The organism is Gordonia insulae (assembly GCF_003855095.1).
In the GTDB taxonomy this organism is placed as follows: domain Bacteria; phylum Actinomycetota; class Actinomycetes; order Mycobacteriales; family Mycobacteriaceae; genus Gordonia; species Gordonia insulae.
Genome location: NZ_CP033972.1, coordinates 1,319,660 through 1,334,692, shown reverse-complemented (window position 1 = coordinate 1,334,692; position 15,033 = coordinate 1,319,660). Strand labels below are relative to the sequence as shown.

Here is a 15,033-nt window from a genome sequence, read left to right as displayed (position 1 = left end):
TCAGACCCGATGCGTCTCGTCGCGGACCGTGCCGACGAACTCCTCGACGAGGTCGGCCATCGCGACGATGCCGACGGTCCGGCCGCTGTCGTCGACGACCGCACCGATGTGGGCACTCGTCCGCCGCAACGCCGCGGTGGCCTCGTCCAGCGGTGTCGTCGAGGCGATCACCGGCAGCGGCCGGATCTTGTCGATGCCGATGATGGTGTCCGGGCCGACTCGCTCGTCGAGGATCTCGTCGAGGACGTCCTTGAGGTGCAGGTAGCCGGTGAACGTCCCGTCGGGACCGCGGACCGGGAAGCGGGAGAACCCGGTGTCGCTGACCGCGCGCTCGACCGCGCCCAGCGTCGGTCCGGTGCCGCCGGTCTCGGCGTCGACCTCCACGGACACGTTGCGCATCTGATCGAGCGGGATCATCACCTCGGTGACCGTCCGGCTCACCGACTCCAGCGCCCGGGTCAACCGCTCGTGCTCCTCGGCGTCGATGAGCCCCTCCTGCTTGGACTCACTGAGCATCTGCGCCAGCTCGCCGGGTGAGACCGTCGAGGTCAGTTCGTCCTTCGGTTCCACCCGCAGCAGGCGCAGCGAGATGTTCGCCAGCCAGTTGTAGAACGCGATGAGTGGTCGCACCAACCGGATGAAGGCGAGGTGGGCGGGTACCAGCAGCATCGCCGATGACTCCGGACCCGCCAGCGCGATGTTCTTGGGCACCATCTCGCCGATCAGGATGTGCAGCACGACGACCAGCGACAGGGCGATGGCGAACGAGATCGGATGCAACAGCGCATGCGGGACATGGGCCAGATCCAAGGGCTTCTCGATGAGGTGCGCGACAGCGGGTTCGCCGACGCGGCCCAGCAGGATCGAACAGATGGTGATCCCCAACTGGGCTCCCGCCAGCATCAGGGACAGCTTCTCACCGGCCCGGATCACCGTGCGGGCCCGCTTCTTCCCACTCTCCTCGAGAGCCTCGAGGCGGTCCCGGCGCGCCGAGATCAGCGAGAATTCAGCACCCACGAAGAACGCGTTGCCGAGCAGCAGCGCGACGGTGAGGACGACAGCCCAGACATCGTTCATGCGTCGGTCCCCCTCGCGGCGGAGGCCTCGTCATCCTCGGAGCCCGTCAGCGGCCGCAGGGAGACGATGTCGATCCGGCGGCCGTCCATCTGGGTGACCGTGGCGCGCCAGGTCGGCTCGGAACCGGCCGGCGGCTGGTCTTCGCCGTCCTCGTCGTCATCGCCCGACGCCGACCGATTGGGCAGATCGACCACATCGCCGACCTCGGGAATCCGTCCGAGGCAGAACATCACGAGACCGCCGAGGGTGTCGTAGGAACCCTCGGGGGCGCGGTAGCCGGTGGCCTCGTCGACCTCGTCGATGCGCAACAGACCCGAGCACAGGAATCCGTCACCGTCCTCGGCGATGTCGGCGCGCTCCTGGTCGTGCTCGTCGGTGACATCCCCGAGGATCTCTTCGATCAGGTCCTCCGTGGTGACGATCCCGGCGGTACCGCCGTACTCGTCGATGACCACGCAGAGTTCCATCCCGTCCGCGCGGATCTGCTCCATCAGTGAATCGCCGTCGAGGCTCGCGGGAACCCGGGGGACCAGCCGGGCGATGGAGGCGACGGTGGTTCCGGCAGCGCGTTCGGGCGGCACGGTGAACGCCTGCTTGATGTGCACGACGCCCACGAGATCGTCGAGGTCGCCGTCGATGACGACGGGGAAGCGGGAGTGTCCGGTCCGCGAGGACGCCATGACCAGGTCGCGGATGTTGTCATCGCGATCGAGACAGTCGACGGTGACCCGCGGGGTCATCAGATCCTCGGCGGTGAGCTCACCGAACTTGAGCGAGCGGTCGACGAGCGCCGCGGTGTCCTCGTCGATCGAGCCCTGTCGGGCGGAATTTCGCACGAGCGACACGAGTTCCTGCGGGGAACGCGCCGAGCGCAGTTCTTCCGCGGGCTCGATGCCGAGGCGACGCACGATCCAGTTGGCCGACCCGTTGAGCCCGTTGATCGCCCACCGGAACGCCGCCGAGAAGATCGTCATCGGTCCGGCGGTGGCCCGCGCCACCGCCAGCGGCTTGGCGATCGCCAGATTCTTCGGGATCAGCTCACCCAGCACCATCGACAGCGACGTGGCGATGATCAGCGCGAGGGCCAGCGAGGTCCCCGACGCCATCGACTCACTGAGCCCCAACCCGGTGAGTGCCGGATCGATGAACTGCGCGAGAACCGGTTCGGCGATGTAACCGGTGATCAGCGTGGTGATCGTGATGCCGAGCTGAGCACCCGACAGCTGGAACGACAACGTCGAGTGCGCCCGCTGTACCAGGCGGGACCGGCGATCATCGTTGGTCGCGACATCGTCGGAGATCGTCGACCGCTCGAGCGCGGTCAGCGAGAATTCGGCGGCGACGAACAGGGCAGTGCCCAGGGTCAGAGCGACGAAGCCGACCAGACCCGCGACGAGAAGAACCGTCTCCACCCGTCACCACCCGCCCGGGAGCGGGCGGCCTTCGGCGAAACCGGCTGCGGACTGGATCCCCAGCACGACCTTCTCGTGCAGTTCGGCAAGCGTCCGTGCGCCCGTGTAGGTGGCCGTGCTGCGCACTCCCGCGCAGATGTGATCGATCAGGTCCTCGACGCTGGGTCGCTCGGGGTCCAGACGGATCCGCGAGCTCGAGATCCCTTCCTCGAACAACGACTTCCGCGCGCGGTCGTACGCACCGTCGTTGGCCGACCGTGCCGCGACCGCACGCTTGGAGGCCATCCCGAAGCTCACCTTGTACAGACCGTCGGCGTCCTGCTGGAGGTCGCCGGGCGACTCGTAGGTGCCGGCGAACCACGACCCGATCATCACATTCGATGCACCCGCGGCCAATGCGAGCGCGACGTCGCGCGGATGACGCACGCCGCCGTCGGCCCACACGTGGGCGCCGTGTTCGCGTGCGACCGCTGCGCATTCGGCGACCGCCGAGAACTGGGGACGACCGACGCCGGTCATCATGCGGGTCGTGCACATCGCGCCGGGGCCGACGCCGACCTTGATGATGGAGGCTCCCGCGGAGATCAGGTCCGCGGTGCCCTGCGCCGACACCACATTGCCCGCGGCGATCGGGACGCCCGGCTCCGACGTCGCGACCGCCTCGAGAGCGCTGAGCATCTTCTCCTGATGGCCGTGCGCGGTGTCGATGACGAGAAGGTCCGCGCCGGCGGCCGCGAGCGCCTTCGCCTTGCCCACGACGTCACCGTTGATGCCGACCGCCGCAGCGATCCGCAGCCGCCCGTCGTCGTCCACATTGGGCCGGTAGATGCCGTGGCGGAGCGATCCGACCCGCGACAGCACGCCGGCGAGTTGTCCGTCGCCGTCGACCAGGACGGCCAGGCCGAGGTGCAGGTCGCCGAGCGCGTCGAACACGTCACGCGGTGCGGTCTCCACCGACAACATCACGATGTCGGGATCGAGCACGTCACGGACCCGTGCGAACCGGTCCACGTCCCGGCAGCGCTTCTCGGTCACCACGCCGATCGGGCGCCCGTCCTCGACCACGACGGCCGCCCCGTGCGCGCGCTTGGGGATCAGCGCGAGCGCGTCGGAGACCGAGTCGTCGGCGGTGAGCGTCACCGGGGTGTCCGCGACGAGGTGACGCGACTTGACGTAGCCGATCGACTCGGCGACGACAGGGATCGGGAGATCCTGCGGCAACACCACGATGCCGCCGCGGCGCGCCACCGTCTCGGCCATCCGCTTGCCCGCGACCGCGGTCATGTTGGCCACCACGATCGGGATCGTGGTGCCGCTGCCGTCGACCGTCGACATGTCGACGTCGAACCTCGACGCGACGTCCGATCGATTCGGGACGATGAACAGATCGTCGTAGGTCAGGTCATGGGTGGGCGCGTGGCCCTCGACAAATCGCACGGTGGGTCGCGAACTCCTCTCGGCCCGAGCTTATTCGGTCACTTCGGACCGGTCGCCGCTCCACAGGGTGTGGAAGGTGCCGGGCTTGTCGATGCGCTGGTAGGTGTGGGCGCCGAAGAAGTCGCGGAGCCCCTGGGTCAGTGCCGCGGGTAGCCGCTCGGACCGCAGCGCGTCGTAGTACGCCAGCGAGGACGCGAAGGCGGGCACCGGGATCCCCATCAGGGTGGCCGTGGACACCACGCGGCGCCAGCTGTCCACCGCCTCCTCGACGGCACTGCGGAAGTACGGCGCGAGCAACAGGCTCGGCAGATCCGGGTTCTCCGCGTATGCATCACGGATGCGGTTGAGGAACTTGGCACGGATGATGCAGCCACCGCGCCAGATGGTGGCGAGGTCGCCGGGCTTGACGTTCCAGTCGTACTCGGCGCTGCCCGCGGCGATCTGGTCGAAACCCTGCGCATAGGCGACGACCTTCGACGCGTACAGCGCCTTGTTGATGTCGTCGACGAATGTGGCGGCGTCGGTCGGCGCCGCGGCCAGTGCGCCCGACTCCAGGCCCTGCGCCTGCTTGCGCTGATCGGTTGCACTGGACAGTGCGCGCGCGAACACCGCCTCGGCGATGCCGGTGGTCGGGATGCCGAGATCCAGGGCGGACTTCACGGTCCACCGGCCGGTGCCCTTCTGGCCTGCGGCGTCGACGATCACGTCGACGAGGGGTTTGCCGGTCTCGGCATCGACCTGGGAGAGGACTTCCGCGGTGATCTCGACCAGGTAGCTGTCGAGGTCGCCGGAGTTCCACTCACGGAAGATGTCGGCGATCTCGGCGACCGGCATGTCGAGCGCCTTGCGCATGAGGTCGTAGGCCTCGCCGATGAGCTGCATGTCGGCGTACTCGATACCGTTGTGCACCATCTTCACGAAGTGGCCGCTGCCATCGGGGCCGATGTGGGTGCAGCACGGCTCGCCGTCGACATGCGCGGAGATCGACTCGAGCATGGGGCCGAGCGACTCGTAGGACTCGACCGGGCCGCCCGGCATGATCGACGGTCCGTTGAGGGCGCCCTCCTCGCCGCCGGAGATGCCGGCACCGACGAAGTTGAGTCCTCGTTCGGACATCGCGGCCTCGCGGCGGATGGTGTCGGTGTAGAGCGAGTTGCCACCGTCGATGATGATGTCGCCCTGCTCCATCAGGCCGGCGAGCTCCTCGATGACGGCGTCGGTCGGGTCACCGGCCTTCACCATGATCAGGACCCGGCGCGGACGCTCGAGCGCCGCGACGAACTCCTCCATGGTCTCGGTCCGGATGAACGAGCCCTCGGAGCCGTGATCGGCGATCAGGGCATCGGTCTTGGCGATGCTGCGGTTGTGCAGGGCCACCGTGTAGCCGTGATGCGCGAAGTTGCGGGCGATGTTCGAGCCCATGACGGCGAGACCGGTCACGCCGATCTGTGCCTTGGTCGAGTCGGGCCGATCTGTGGAGGCAGATGTGGTCATGGAATCAAGACTATTGCCTAGGGGACCGCACCACGACCGGGAGGGTGCGGTGACTCACGCCGCCGAGATCAGTCGGCTGAGCTCGGTCAGCCACGGGATGGCGACCGCCAGGGTGGGAACCACCAGAATCGTCGCGGCCCCGGCGTACGCGCCGACCGCGATCAGTCGGGTCGGGCGCTGGTCACGGAGCCGGTGGATACGTGCCAGGGTCGTCGGGCCGCCGACCGCCATGGCGCCTCGGGGCGCCACCGCGTCGGCGCACGCGACGAGTGCACGTCCGAGCGTGGTGGGTGCCGTCGCGCGGACCGCCTGGTCGTCGGCGAGCGCCTCGACCAGCAATTCGACCGCGCCGAGCGCGGAGCTGCTGCGCACGAAGCGCGGGAAGGCCTCATGGAAGGCGATGAAGGCCTCGAGCACGAGGTCGTGACGCGCCCGCAGGTGTGCGCGTTCGTGGACCAGGACCGCGGTCAGCTCCTCACGGCTGAGTCGGGCCACGACCCCCTCACTGACCACGACGCGTTGCCTCAGACCGGGCAGACAGTAGGCGAGTGGTTGCTCGACGTCGATCATGCGGACGTCGCTGGCGAACAGCGGGTGGTCGACGTCGCGTCGGTCGCACAGATCCAGGATGTCGATGAGCTGCCGGTGCGCGTAGCGGCGAGCGCGGGTGCGGACGCCGACGCGGATCACGGTGTACATCAGGCGCCCGCCCACCATCAGTGTCAGCGCGAAGACCCCGACGAGGGTCAGCCACAGGGGCAGGCCGAGTCGATCGATCTCGTCGAACGGATTGGTGGTCGGGGATCCGTCGGGTCCCGGCGCCAGCAGGTTCGCCGCGATGGCCAGACCGCAACTGAATGCGGACAGGACGCCGGCCAGGGCGATCGCCTGCCACAGCGTCATCGCTGCCCGAGGTGCCTTGACCGGCCAGGATGCGCGGGACATTGCTTCCGCGGCAGGGCCGATGAGCACCAGGGTCAGGATGCCGAAGAAGAGCGCGGTCATCGAAGCTGTCCTTGCGTGGGCTGTTGTGTCGCTGCAGGTGCGTGCTGGGGCGAATCTATCGTGTATCGCTCGATCCGCGTGCGGCTTCGAGTTCATCGAGTGCGTTGCGCAGTGCCTCGGCCTCGTCTGCGCCGACCCGTCCGACGAACGAGACCAGCGCGGCGTGCCGCGAACCCGGCGCGTCCGCCTCACTCAATGCATCGACCATGAGACTTGCGACGAGATCTTCGCGCGGATGCGTCGGCACGTACTTGTGTGCGCGGTCGTCGCGGATCTGGGTCACCAGATTCTTCTTGGCCAGACGCTGTAGCACCGTCATGACGGTGGTGTAGGCCAACGACCGGTCGCGCGACAGTGCCTCGTGGACCTGTCGCACCGTTTGCGGAGTGGGGCTCGCCCACAGTGTGTCCATGACAGCGCGCTCGAGGTCGCCCAGTCCGTTCATTCTTCGCATTTTACTTCTGCTTCTCCTGCCTGCCACACATCGATTGCCGATCGTGTTCCCGTACTGCTCACGGCCCTTTTTCGTGTCGCCCCTTGACAACGTTGGTAAGGCTACCCTACATTTAAATCACGCGGACCGAGCGAGAGTCCTGAGGGCTGCAGAGACCCCCGGTCCACGCCGCGATAGGCCCCACGCTGTAACGCAGCGTGGGGCCTATCGGTTCCCTCGGGCCGGATTCGACCCCGGGCTCGTCGGTCGATCCGGGTCACCGGTCGCGGGCACCGCGGCCGTCGTCGCGGACCTTCGGTCGCCGTCGGAGGGGTCGCGTGACAATCTCATGGGTATGACCGTTGAGAGTGAACAGTTGATCAAGGACACCTTCGGCCGCGGGCTGGACAGCTCACTGGGGCTTCAGTTGAGCGAGGTCGGCGGTGACCGGGTCGTCGCAACGCTGGAACTATCTGAGAAACATCACCAGCCGTTCGGCATCGTGCACGGCGGTGTCTATTGCGCGGTGGCCGAGAGCGTGGCCAGTGTCAGCGCGTTCACCTGGCTGCAGGTGACCGGCATCGGTGGCACCGCCGTCGGCGTCAACAACAACACCGACTTCCTCAAGTCGATCAGTTCCGGCACGCTCTCGGTCGAGTCGGCGCCCATCCATCGTGGCCGTCGTCAGCAGCTCTGGCGGGTCACCATGACCGACGATCAGGGGCGTGTGATCGCGACGTCGCAGGTTCGTCTGCAGAACGTCGAGCTACCCGAGGGCGTCGAGGTGCCGACCATCCCATCCGGCGCATGACGGCGAGAGGTCTGCCCGTCGACGTCCGGGCACGTCTGGAGGACCTGCTGCGGCCGGTCGACGAGGACCTCGCGGCGTACTACCCCGGCGACCGGGGGATCGCGCAACCCGCGCACACCGTGTACGTCGCCGCCTCCGACGTCGATCCCGGCACGCCTGCTTCCTGGGGTGAACACGCGACCGCAATCGCTGACTCCGCATCGGACCTGCTCGTGGAGCTGGCCGGAGGCGACACCACCGTGGTCGACCTCGCGCGGCAGCGGCTGCGCGACAACCCCGTGGAAGACCTACGGATAGACCTCGAGGACGGCTACGGCTGGCGCGACGACGCCGTCGAGGACGCCGACGCGCGGCGGGCCGGCGAGACCCTCGCGGCATGGACCCGCCTGCGCCCGCACGCGCCGCGCAGTGCGGGCGTCCGTGCGAAAGGTCTCGGTGAGCGTGAGCGTGGCCGCGGCCTGCGCACCCTGGAGCTGGTCCTCGACGGCGCGGGTGGGATTCCCGACGGCTTCGTCTTCACCGTGCCCAAGTTGCGCGACGTCCGGCAGGTCGACGCGGTGAATGTCCTGTGCGCCGCCTTCGAGCAGGCGCACGGTCTTCCCGACGGCGGGCTCCGGTACGAACTCCAGGTCGAGATACCGCAGGCGGTCCTCGGGCCCGGCGGTCGGGCGACCGTCGCCGAGGCGATCCACCGCGGCGGACGACGGCTGACCGGCCTGCACTACGGGACCTACGACTACAGCGCGGCGTGCGGTGTCGTCTCGGCCCAGCAGTCGTTGGCCCACCCCGTCGCCGACCATGCGAAGGCGGTGATGCAGGCCGCCGCGGCGCAGACCGGGGTATGGATCAGTGACGGTTCGACGCAGGTCGTCCCCGCCGGGTCGACCGAGCAGATCCACGCGGCGTTACGCCGCCATCACGCACTGGTCGTGCGGTCGCTGGAGCGTGCGTTCTATCAGGGGTGGGACATGCACCCCGGGCACCTGGTGACCCGATGGGTGGCGGTCATCGGATTCTTCCGATCGGCGATGCCGGTCGCGGCACAGCGGCTGCAGTCCTACTTCGATCGTCGGTCGGGTGCGATCGTCGATGAACCCGCCACCGCGTTGTCGCTGGCGTCGGTCCTGGACCGCGGTGCCGCGGCGGGTGCGTTCACTGCCGCCGAGGTCGCGGCCATCGCGCCGTTGTGCACGACCGAGCGGCTCGCCGAGTTGCGTGCCGGCGGGGGCGGACTGCCGACCTGAGGCTCCCACGAGGTCCGGCTCGGCTCGCCGAGACGGGTCCCGCATCGCGTGGCAGGATGTCTTCTACGCCGCGCCGCCCGCCTGTGTGCGCGCCACCCCGATGGGTCCGTCGCCGGTGAGGATCCGTGTCGCTAGGAGAGGTACTGGTGCGTCTGTCGCCGCATGAGCAGGAACGGTTGCTCATTTCCTACGCCGCCGAACTGGCCCGCCGCCGGCAGGGCCGGGGGTTGAAGCTCAACCACCCCGAAGCGGTCGCGCTCATCACCGATCATGTGCTCGAGGGTGCCCGCGACGGACGGTCGGTCGCCGAACTGATGACCACCGGACGCGAGGTGCTCGGGCGCGACGACGTGATGGCCGGCGTGCCCGAGATGCTGCATGACGTCCAGGTGGAGGCCACCTTCCCGGACGGGACCAAGCTGGTCACCGTGCACAACCCGATCGACTAGCCGGCGGAGGCCCAGATGTCGCGAACCGAGTCGTCGGTGATACCCGGCGAGATCCTGCCCGTCGAGGGCACCATCGAACTGAACGAGGGCGCGGATGCCGTGACACTCCCGGTCGTCAACACCGGCGACCGCCCGGTCCAGGTCGGCAGTCATGTGCATTTCCCACAGGCCAACGCCGCGTTGGACTTCGATCGTTCGGCTGCGCGGGGGCGTCGGCTCGACATCCCCGCAGGCACCGCCGTCCGATTCGAGCCGGGCATCGAGATGGCGGTGTCCCTCGTACCGCTCGGCGGTACCCGCGAGGTGCACGGCATCTCGCTCGACGCTCCGGGAAGGCTCGACTGATGGCGACACTGGGACGCGACCGTTATGCCCAACTGTTCGGCCCGACGGTCGGTGATCGGATTCGGCTCGCGGACACCGATCTGCTGATCGAGGTCACCGAGGATCGTTGTGGGGGACCGGGTCTGGCCGGCGACGAGGCGGTCTTCGGCGGCGGCAAGGTGATCCGCGAGTCCATGGGACAGAGCCGGGCGACACGGGCGGACGGTACGCCCGACACGGTCATCACCGGAGTGGTGATCCTCGACCACTGGGGGATCATCAAGGCCGACATCGGCATCCGCGACGGGCGGATCACCGCGATGGGCAAGGCGGGCAACCCCGACACGATGGACGGAGTCCATCCCGATCTGGTGATCGGTCCGTCGACCGAGATCATCGCCGGCAACGGCAAGATCCTGACCGCCGGCGGCATCGACTGTCATGTGCACTTCATCTGTCCGCAGATCATGGACGAAGCGCTCGGCAACGGCATCACCACCCTCATCGGTGGCGGCACCGGACCTGCGGAGGGCAGCAAGGCGACCACGGTGACCCCCGGCGCCTGGCACCTGAAATCGATCCTGGCGGCCACCGATCACTGGCCGATGAACATCGCGTTGCTGGGCAAGGGCAACACCGTCTCGGCCGAGGCGATGCACGAGCAGATTCGCTCCGGGGCATCGGGTTTCAAACTGCACGAGGACTGGGGCAGCACCCCCGCGGCCATCGATGCGTGCCTGCGCGTCGCCGACGAGACCGGCGTACAGGTCGCGCTGCACTCGGACACCCTGAACGAGGCCGGGTTCGTCGAGCAGACCGTCGGCGCCATCGCCGGGCGCAGTATCCACGCCTATCACACCGAGGGTGCCGGCGGCGGTCACGCACCGGACATCATCACCGTCGCGACGCACCCGAACGTGTTGCCCAGCTCCACCAACCCGACGCGGCCGCACACCGTCAACACCCTCGACGAACACCTCGACATGCTGATGGTGTGTCACCACCTCAACCCGACCGTCCCGGAGGATCTGGCGTTCGCGGAGAGTCGGATCCGGCCGTCGACGATCGCCGCCGAGGACCTGCTGCACGACCTCGGCGCGATCTCGATGATCGGTTCGGACGCGCAGGCGATGGGCCGCATCGGTGAGGTCGTGCTGCGGACCTGGCAGACCGCCCATGTACTCAAGAGCAAGCGCGGTTCGTTGCCCGGAGATGGTGCCGCCGACAACAATCGGGCAAGACGCTATATCGCGAAGTACACCATCTGCCCGGCGATCGCCCACGGATTCGACGCGGAGATCGGCTCCATCGAGACAGGCAAGCTCGCCGACCTCGTCCTGTGGGATCCCGCCTTCTTCGGGGTGCGTCCCGACCTGGTCATCAAGGGTGGTGCGATCGCCTGGGCCGCGATGGGCGACGCGAACGCGAGCATCCCGACACCGCAGCCGGTGTTCCCCCGCCCGATGTTCGGCGCGTCACCGAAGACCGCGGCCGCCACGTCGGTCACCTTTGTCGCCCAGGGTGGGCTCGACGCCGGGATCGAGGAGTCCCTGGATCTGGATCGTCGGCTGGTCGCGGTGCGCAACACCCGGCGCGTCGGCAAGGCGGACATGCCCAACAACTCGGCGACGCCGGAGATCTCGGTGGAACCGGACACCTTCACCGTGCGCATCGACGGCGAGGTCTGGGACAGTGCACCGGTCTCCGAACTGCCGATGGCACAACGCTACTTCCTCTTCTGAGGTCGCTGACGTGTTCGATGTGACTCCCGGGACCCGGTCGCAGCTCGCGATGATGCTGACGCTCGCCGATTCCCGGCTCCCCGTCGGTGGCCACGTGCATTCGGGGGGCGTCGAACAGGCCATCGCCGACCGCGCAGTGGTCGATGTCGACAGCCTGGCGCGATTCCTGCACCGGCGGGTGGTGACGACCGGCCTGGTCGCAGCGTCGATCGCCGCGGCGGTGGCCGACGGGACCGTGGAAGTGCCTGCGGCCCAGGAGGAGACCGATGCGCGCACACCGTCGGCGGCGGCACGCCGCGCCTCGCAGGCGCAGGGCCGGGGCATGCTGCGGTTGGCCCGTCGGTTGTGGCCGGATGAGGACTGGAGCGGCCACGCACCGCGAACCCATCTGCCGGTCATCTCCGGTGCGGTGGGCCGGGTCTCGCAACTCTCGGGGTTCCACACCGCCCTCGTCCTCGTGTACACGACGATGAGCGGTTCGGCGACCGCCGGCCAACGCCTCCTCGCGCTCGATCCCGCGGATGTCGCGGTGATGATCGCCGACCTCGGTGTCGAGTGTGAACGCGTCGCGGCCGCGGCGGCTGTCGAGCTCGCCGATCTGTCCGACCCGACGCTCGACGTGTTCGCCGAACGACATGAGCGACGAGACATGCCCCTGTTCATGTCCTGACCGGGAAATTCGGTTGTCCCACAAACGAATTCGAACTTCAATCACACCCGATAGCCGAGAGGACGTCATGCCACCCCATCTCATCGACGGAGAGCCGCACACCCACGACCACGCCCGCCCGCGGCGACACCGCGAGCCGGGGGAGGCGCTACGCGTCGGGGTCGGCGGACCCGTCGGCTCCGGCAAGACCGCCCTCGTCGCGGCGTTGTGCCGTCAGCTGCGCGACGAATTGTCGGTGGCGGTGCTGACCAACGACATCTACACCACCGAGGACGCCGACTTCCTCCGACGCAATGCCGTCCTCCCGGACGAGCGCATCACCGCGGTGCAGACCGGCGGTTGTCCACACACGGCGATCCGCGACGACATCACCGCCAACCTCGACGCGATCGACGACCTGGTGGCGGCCAATCCGCCGCTCGATCTGATCCTGGTGGAATCCGGCGGCGACAACCTCACCGCCACGTTCTCCACCGGGCTGATCGACGTTCAGATCTTCGTCATCGATGTGGCCGGCGGCGACAAGGTCCCGCGCAAGGGCGGTCCCGGCGTCACCTACTCCGATCTCCTGGTGATCAACAAGACGGACCTGGCCGAACGGGTCAACGCCGACCTCGAGGTGATGCGCACCGACGCCGCGCGCGTCCGAGAGGGGCGGCCGACAGCGATGATCTCGCTCACCGAGGATCCCGCGGCCACCGACGTGCTCGGCTGGGTGCGCGAGCAGCTGGTCGCGATCACGGTGGCCGGCTGACGCGTGCACACCGACCTCGAGATCGTTGCCCGGCCCGGCCGTTCGCCGCGGGTCACCGCCACCGGCGGCCTCGCGGCGCGGACCACGGGGCCGGATTCGGTGCACCTGGTCAGCACCGCGGCGACACCCCTGGGCGGCGACACCATCGCCATCCGCGTGATCCTCGAGGACGACGCCGTCCTGCGGCTGCGGACGGTGGCCGCGACCATCGCGCTGCCGTCGATCGAACGGATCGACTCTCGCGCCGACTGGACCGTCGAGGTGGGCGACGGCGCGCGTCTTCATCTCGATCCGCAGCCGACCGTGGTGGCCGCCGGTGCCGAACACCACACCGCGACGCGGGTGATCGCCCACAGTGAGGCGATGGTGATCATCGCCGAACATGCGCAGCTGGGGCGGGCCGAGGAGTCACCGGAACACGCCGCGCGGGCGCGCTGGCAGGGATCACTACGTGTGGACATCGGTGATTCGCCGGTGCTGCGGCACCGTCTGGCGCTGGGCGGGGTGGCCGGCGCCGGACATCGCGCCGTCGGCAGCGTGTTCCGCTATCCGGACGCCCGCCCGGCCGCGGTGTCGGCCGACGCCTACGCGACGCGACTGGAACTCGCCCGACCCGCGGGCATCGCCGGCGCCACCCTCACCACGGCGCTCGCCGCGTCGACGGGCATCGCCGGCGCGCTGTGCGACGAACTCGACCTCGCGCCGACGATGATCCGCTGACCGGGGTCAGCTCGCCTCGGCCTTGGTGCCCTCGGGCGTCGGGTCGGGTTCGGCGCCGGCGGATTCCGCCTCGACCTCCGGCACCGACTTCTTCTCCAGCTCGGACAACGCACCGAGTGCGGTACGCGCATAGACCTGCTGCTCGGTGACCGCCAACTGGGTACGGCCGCGGGTGCTGAAGGCGAAGAACCAGTTGACCAGTGTGTTGAGCCGGTTGCGGAACCCGACGATGTAGATGAGGTGCAGGGCAAGCCAGCCCAGCCACGCGAAGTAGCCCTCGGTCTCGAACTTCTTCTTGGTTCCGGGGATGGGGACCTGCATGACCGCGCTGAACCGCGACACCGTGGCCATCGAGCCCTTGTCGTAGTAGCTGAACGGTTTGCGCTGCTCCTGCGTCTGGCCGTGCAGCCCGGCCTTGATCGCATCCGCCGCGTACCGACCGCCCTGGATCGCGCCCTGCGCCACGCCGGGCACGCCGTCGACGGCCATCATGTCGCCCACGACGAACACATACGGGTTCCCCGGGATGGACAGGTCAGGATTCACCTTGACCCGGCCGGCGCGGTCGAGTTCGACACCCGACTGCTCCGCGAGTTGCTTGCCCAGCGGGCTCGCCTGAACGCCTGCCGACCACACCTTGCACTGCGATTCGATACGGCGGGTCGTGCCGTCCTTCTCCTTGACGGTCAGGCCGTCATAGTCGAGGTCGACGACCATCGCGTTGAGCTGGACCTCGACGCCCAGCTTCTCGAGCCGTAACGCGGCCTTCTTGCCGAGCTTCTCGCCGAACGGCGGCAGTACCGCCGGCGCCGCGTCCAGCAGGATCACCCGCGCCTCGGTCGGATCGATGTTGCGGAAGGTGCCCTTGAGTGTCTTGTCGGACATCTCCGCGATCTGCCCGGCGAGTTCGACACCGGTCGGGCCCGCACCGACGACCACGAAGGTGAGTAGTTTGGCACGCTCCTCCGGGTCGTCGGACAGCTCGGCCTGCTCGAAGGCGCCGAGGATGCGCCCCCGTAGTTCCAGTGCGTGGTCGATGGTCTTCATGCCCGGCGCGTACTCGGCGAAATGGTCGTTGCCGAAATACGACTGGTCCGCGCCTGCGGCGATGATCAAACTGTCGTACGGGGTGACGGTGACGCGTTCGAGCAGCCGCGAGGTGACTGTCTTTGCCTCGAGGTTGATCTCGAAGACATCGCCGAGAAGGACCTTGGAGTTCTTCTGTTTGCGCAGGACCACACGGGTCGCCGGAGCGATCTCGCCCTCGGCGATGATCCCGGTGGCCACCTGATACAGCATGGGCTGGAACAGGTGGTGGGTGGTCTTGGCGATGAGGGTGACATCGACATCGGCCTTCGCCAGGCGCTGGGCCGCGAAGAGTCCACCGAATCCGGAACCGACGATGACGACGTGCGGGCGCGCTGAGGTCGGAGTTGGGCTGCTCATCAGAGAACGTCTCCT

Annotated in this window: 15 protein-coding genes; 8 read left to right on the top strand and 7 right to left on the bottom strand. The window is 68.4% G+C overall.

The window, feature by feature from the left end:
* Genes D7316_RS06105 through D7316_RS06080 form a run of 6 tightly spaced genes read right to left on the bottom strand, consistent with a single transcriptional unit; the run spans position 1 to position 6,879 of the window.
* The gene (locus D7316_RS06105) at positions 1-1,077 is read right to left on the bottom strand and encodes a hemolysin family protein (RefSeq protein ID WP_124707485.1); all 1,077 of its coding nucleotides are present in this window, start codon (positions 1,075-1,077) and stop codon (positions 1-3) included.
* Positions 1,074-2,489 carry a hemolysin family protein gene (locus D7316_RS06100; protein WP_124707484.1) on the bottom strand — a complete coding sequence of 472 codons (1,416 nt, stop codon included), beginning with the start codon at positions 2,487-2,489 and terminating at the stop codon, positions 1,074-1,076. The genes D7316_RS06105 and D7316_RS06100 overlap by 4 nt, the downstream gene beginning before the upstream one ends.
* Before the next feature lie 3 nt (positions 2,490-2,492).
* Positions 2,493-3,926, bottom strand: coding sequence for a GMP reductase (gene guaB1, locus D7316_RS06095; RefSeq protein WP_124707483.1), 1,434 nt, complete (start codon positions 3,924-3,926; stop codon positions 2,493-2,495).
* Between the two features lie 30 nt (positions 3,927-3,956).
* A complete protein-coding gene (gene gndA, locus D7316_RS06090; protein ID WP_124707482.1) occupies positions 3,957-5,420 on the bottom strand; it encodes an NADP-dependent phosphogluconate dehydrogenase in 1,464 nt (487 codons plus the stop codon).
* Between the two features lie 54 nt (positions 5,421-5,474).
* Complete coding sequence (locus tag D7316_RS06085; protein WP_124707481.1) at positions 5,475-6,425, bottom strand: M56 family metallopeptidase; 951 nt, start codon at positions 6,423-6,425, stop codon at positions 5,475-5,477.
* Positions 6,426-6,480: 55 nt separating this feature from the next.
* Positions 6,481-6,879 (bottom strand): BlaI/MecI/CopY family transcriptional regulator, encoded by a 399-nt coding sequence (locus tag D7316_RS06080; protein WP_124707480.1) that lies wholly within the window; start codon positions 6,877-6,879, stop codon positions 6,481-6,483.
* A gap of 334 nt (positions 6,880-7,213) precedes the next feature.
* Between D7316_RS06080 and D7316_RS06075 the strand changes: the two genes are divergently transcribed.
* The 8 genes from D7316_RS06075 (at position 7,214) to D7316_RS06040 (ending at position 13,572) form a co-directional block, all read left to right on the top strand.
* Positions 7,214-7,669, top strand: a complete 456-nt coding sequence (locus D7316_RS06075) for a PaaI family thioesterase (RefSeq protein WP_124707479.1) — start codon at positions 7,214-7,216, stop codon at positions 7,667-7,669.
* The gene (locus D7316_RS06070) at positions 7,666-8,913 is read left to right on the top strand and encodes a DUF6986 family protein (RefSeq protein WP_124707478.1); all 1,248 of its coding nucleotides are present in this window, start codon (positions 7,666-7,668) and stop codon (positions 8,911-8,913) included. Before D7316_RS06075 ends, D7316_RS06070 begins: the two co-directional genes overlap by 4 nt.
* A 146-nt stretch (positions 8,914-9,059) precedes the next feature.
* Positions 9,060-9,362: an urease subunit gamma gene (locus D7316_RS06065; protein ID WP_124711156.1), complete on the top strand. Its 303-nt coding sequence runs from the start codon at positions 9,060-9,062 to the stop codon at positions 9,360-9,362.
* Positions 9,363-9,377: 15 nt separating this feature from the next.
* Entirely contained in the window at positions 9,378-9,707 is a 330-nt protein-coding gene (locus D7316_RS06060; RefSeq protein WP_124707477.1) for an urease subunit beta, read from the top strand.
* Positions 9,707-11,428 (top strand): urease subunit alpha, encoded by a 1,722-nt coding sequence (locus D7316_RS06055; protein ID WP_124707476.1) that lies wholly within the window; start codon positions 9,707-9,709, stop codon positions 11,426-11,428. The genes D7316_RS06060 and D7316_RS06055 overlap by 1 nt, the downstream gene beginning before the upstream one ends.
* Before the next feature lie 52 nt (positions 11,429-11,480).
* Positions 11,481-12,098 carry an urease accessory protein UreF gene (locus D7316_RS06050; protein ID WP_124711155.1) on the top strand — a complete coding sequence of 206 codons (618 nt, stop codon included), beginning with the start codon at positions 11,481-11,483 and terminating at the stop codon, positions 12,096-12,098.
* A 67-nt stretch (positions 12,099-12,165) separates the two neighbouring features.
* The gene (ureG, locus tag D7316_RS06045; RefSeq protein WP_124707475.1) at positions 12,166-12,852 is read left to right on the top strand and encodes an urease accessory protein UreG; all 687 of its coding nucleotides are present in this window, start codon (positions 12,166-12,168) and stop codon (positions 12,850-12,852) included.
* 3 nt (positions 12,853-12,855) lie between these two features.
* Positions 12,856-13,572, top strand: coding sequence for an urease accessory protein UreD (locus D7316_RS06040; protein ID WP_124707474.1), 717 nt, complete (start codon positions 12,856-12,858; stop codon positions 13,570-13,572).
* Between the two features lie 6 nt (positions 13,573-13,578).
* Here D7316_RS06040 and D7316_RS06035 read toward each other — a convergent pair whose 3' ends face one another.
* Positions 13,579-15,018: an NAD(P)/FAD-dependent oxidoreductase gene (locus tag D7316_RS06035; protein WP_124707473.1), complete on the bottom strand. Its 1,440-nt coding sequence runs from the start codon at positions 15,016-15,018 to the stop codon at positions 13,579-13,581.
* Between the last annotated feature and the right edge of the window lie 15 nt (positions 15,019-15,033).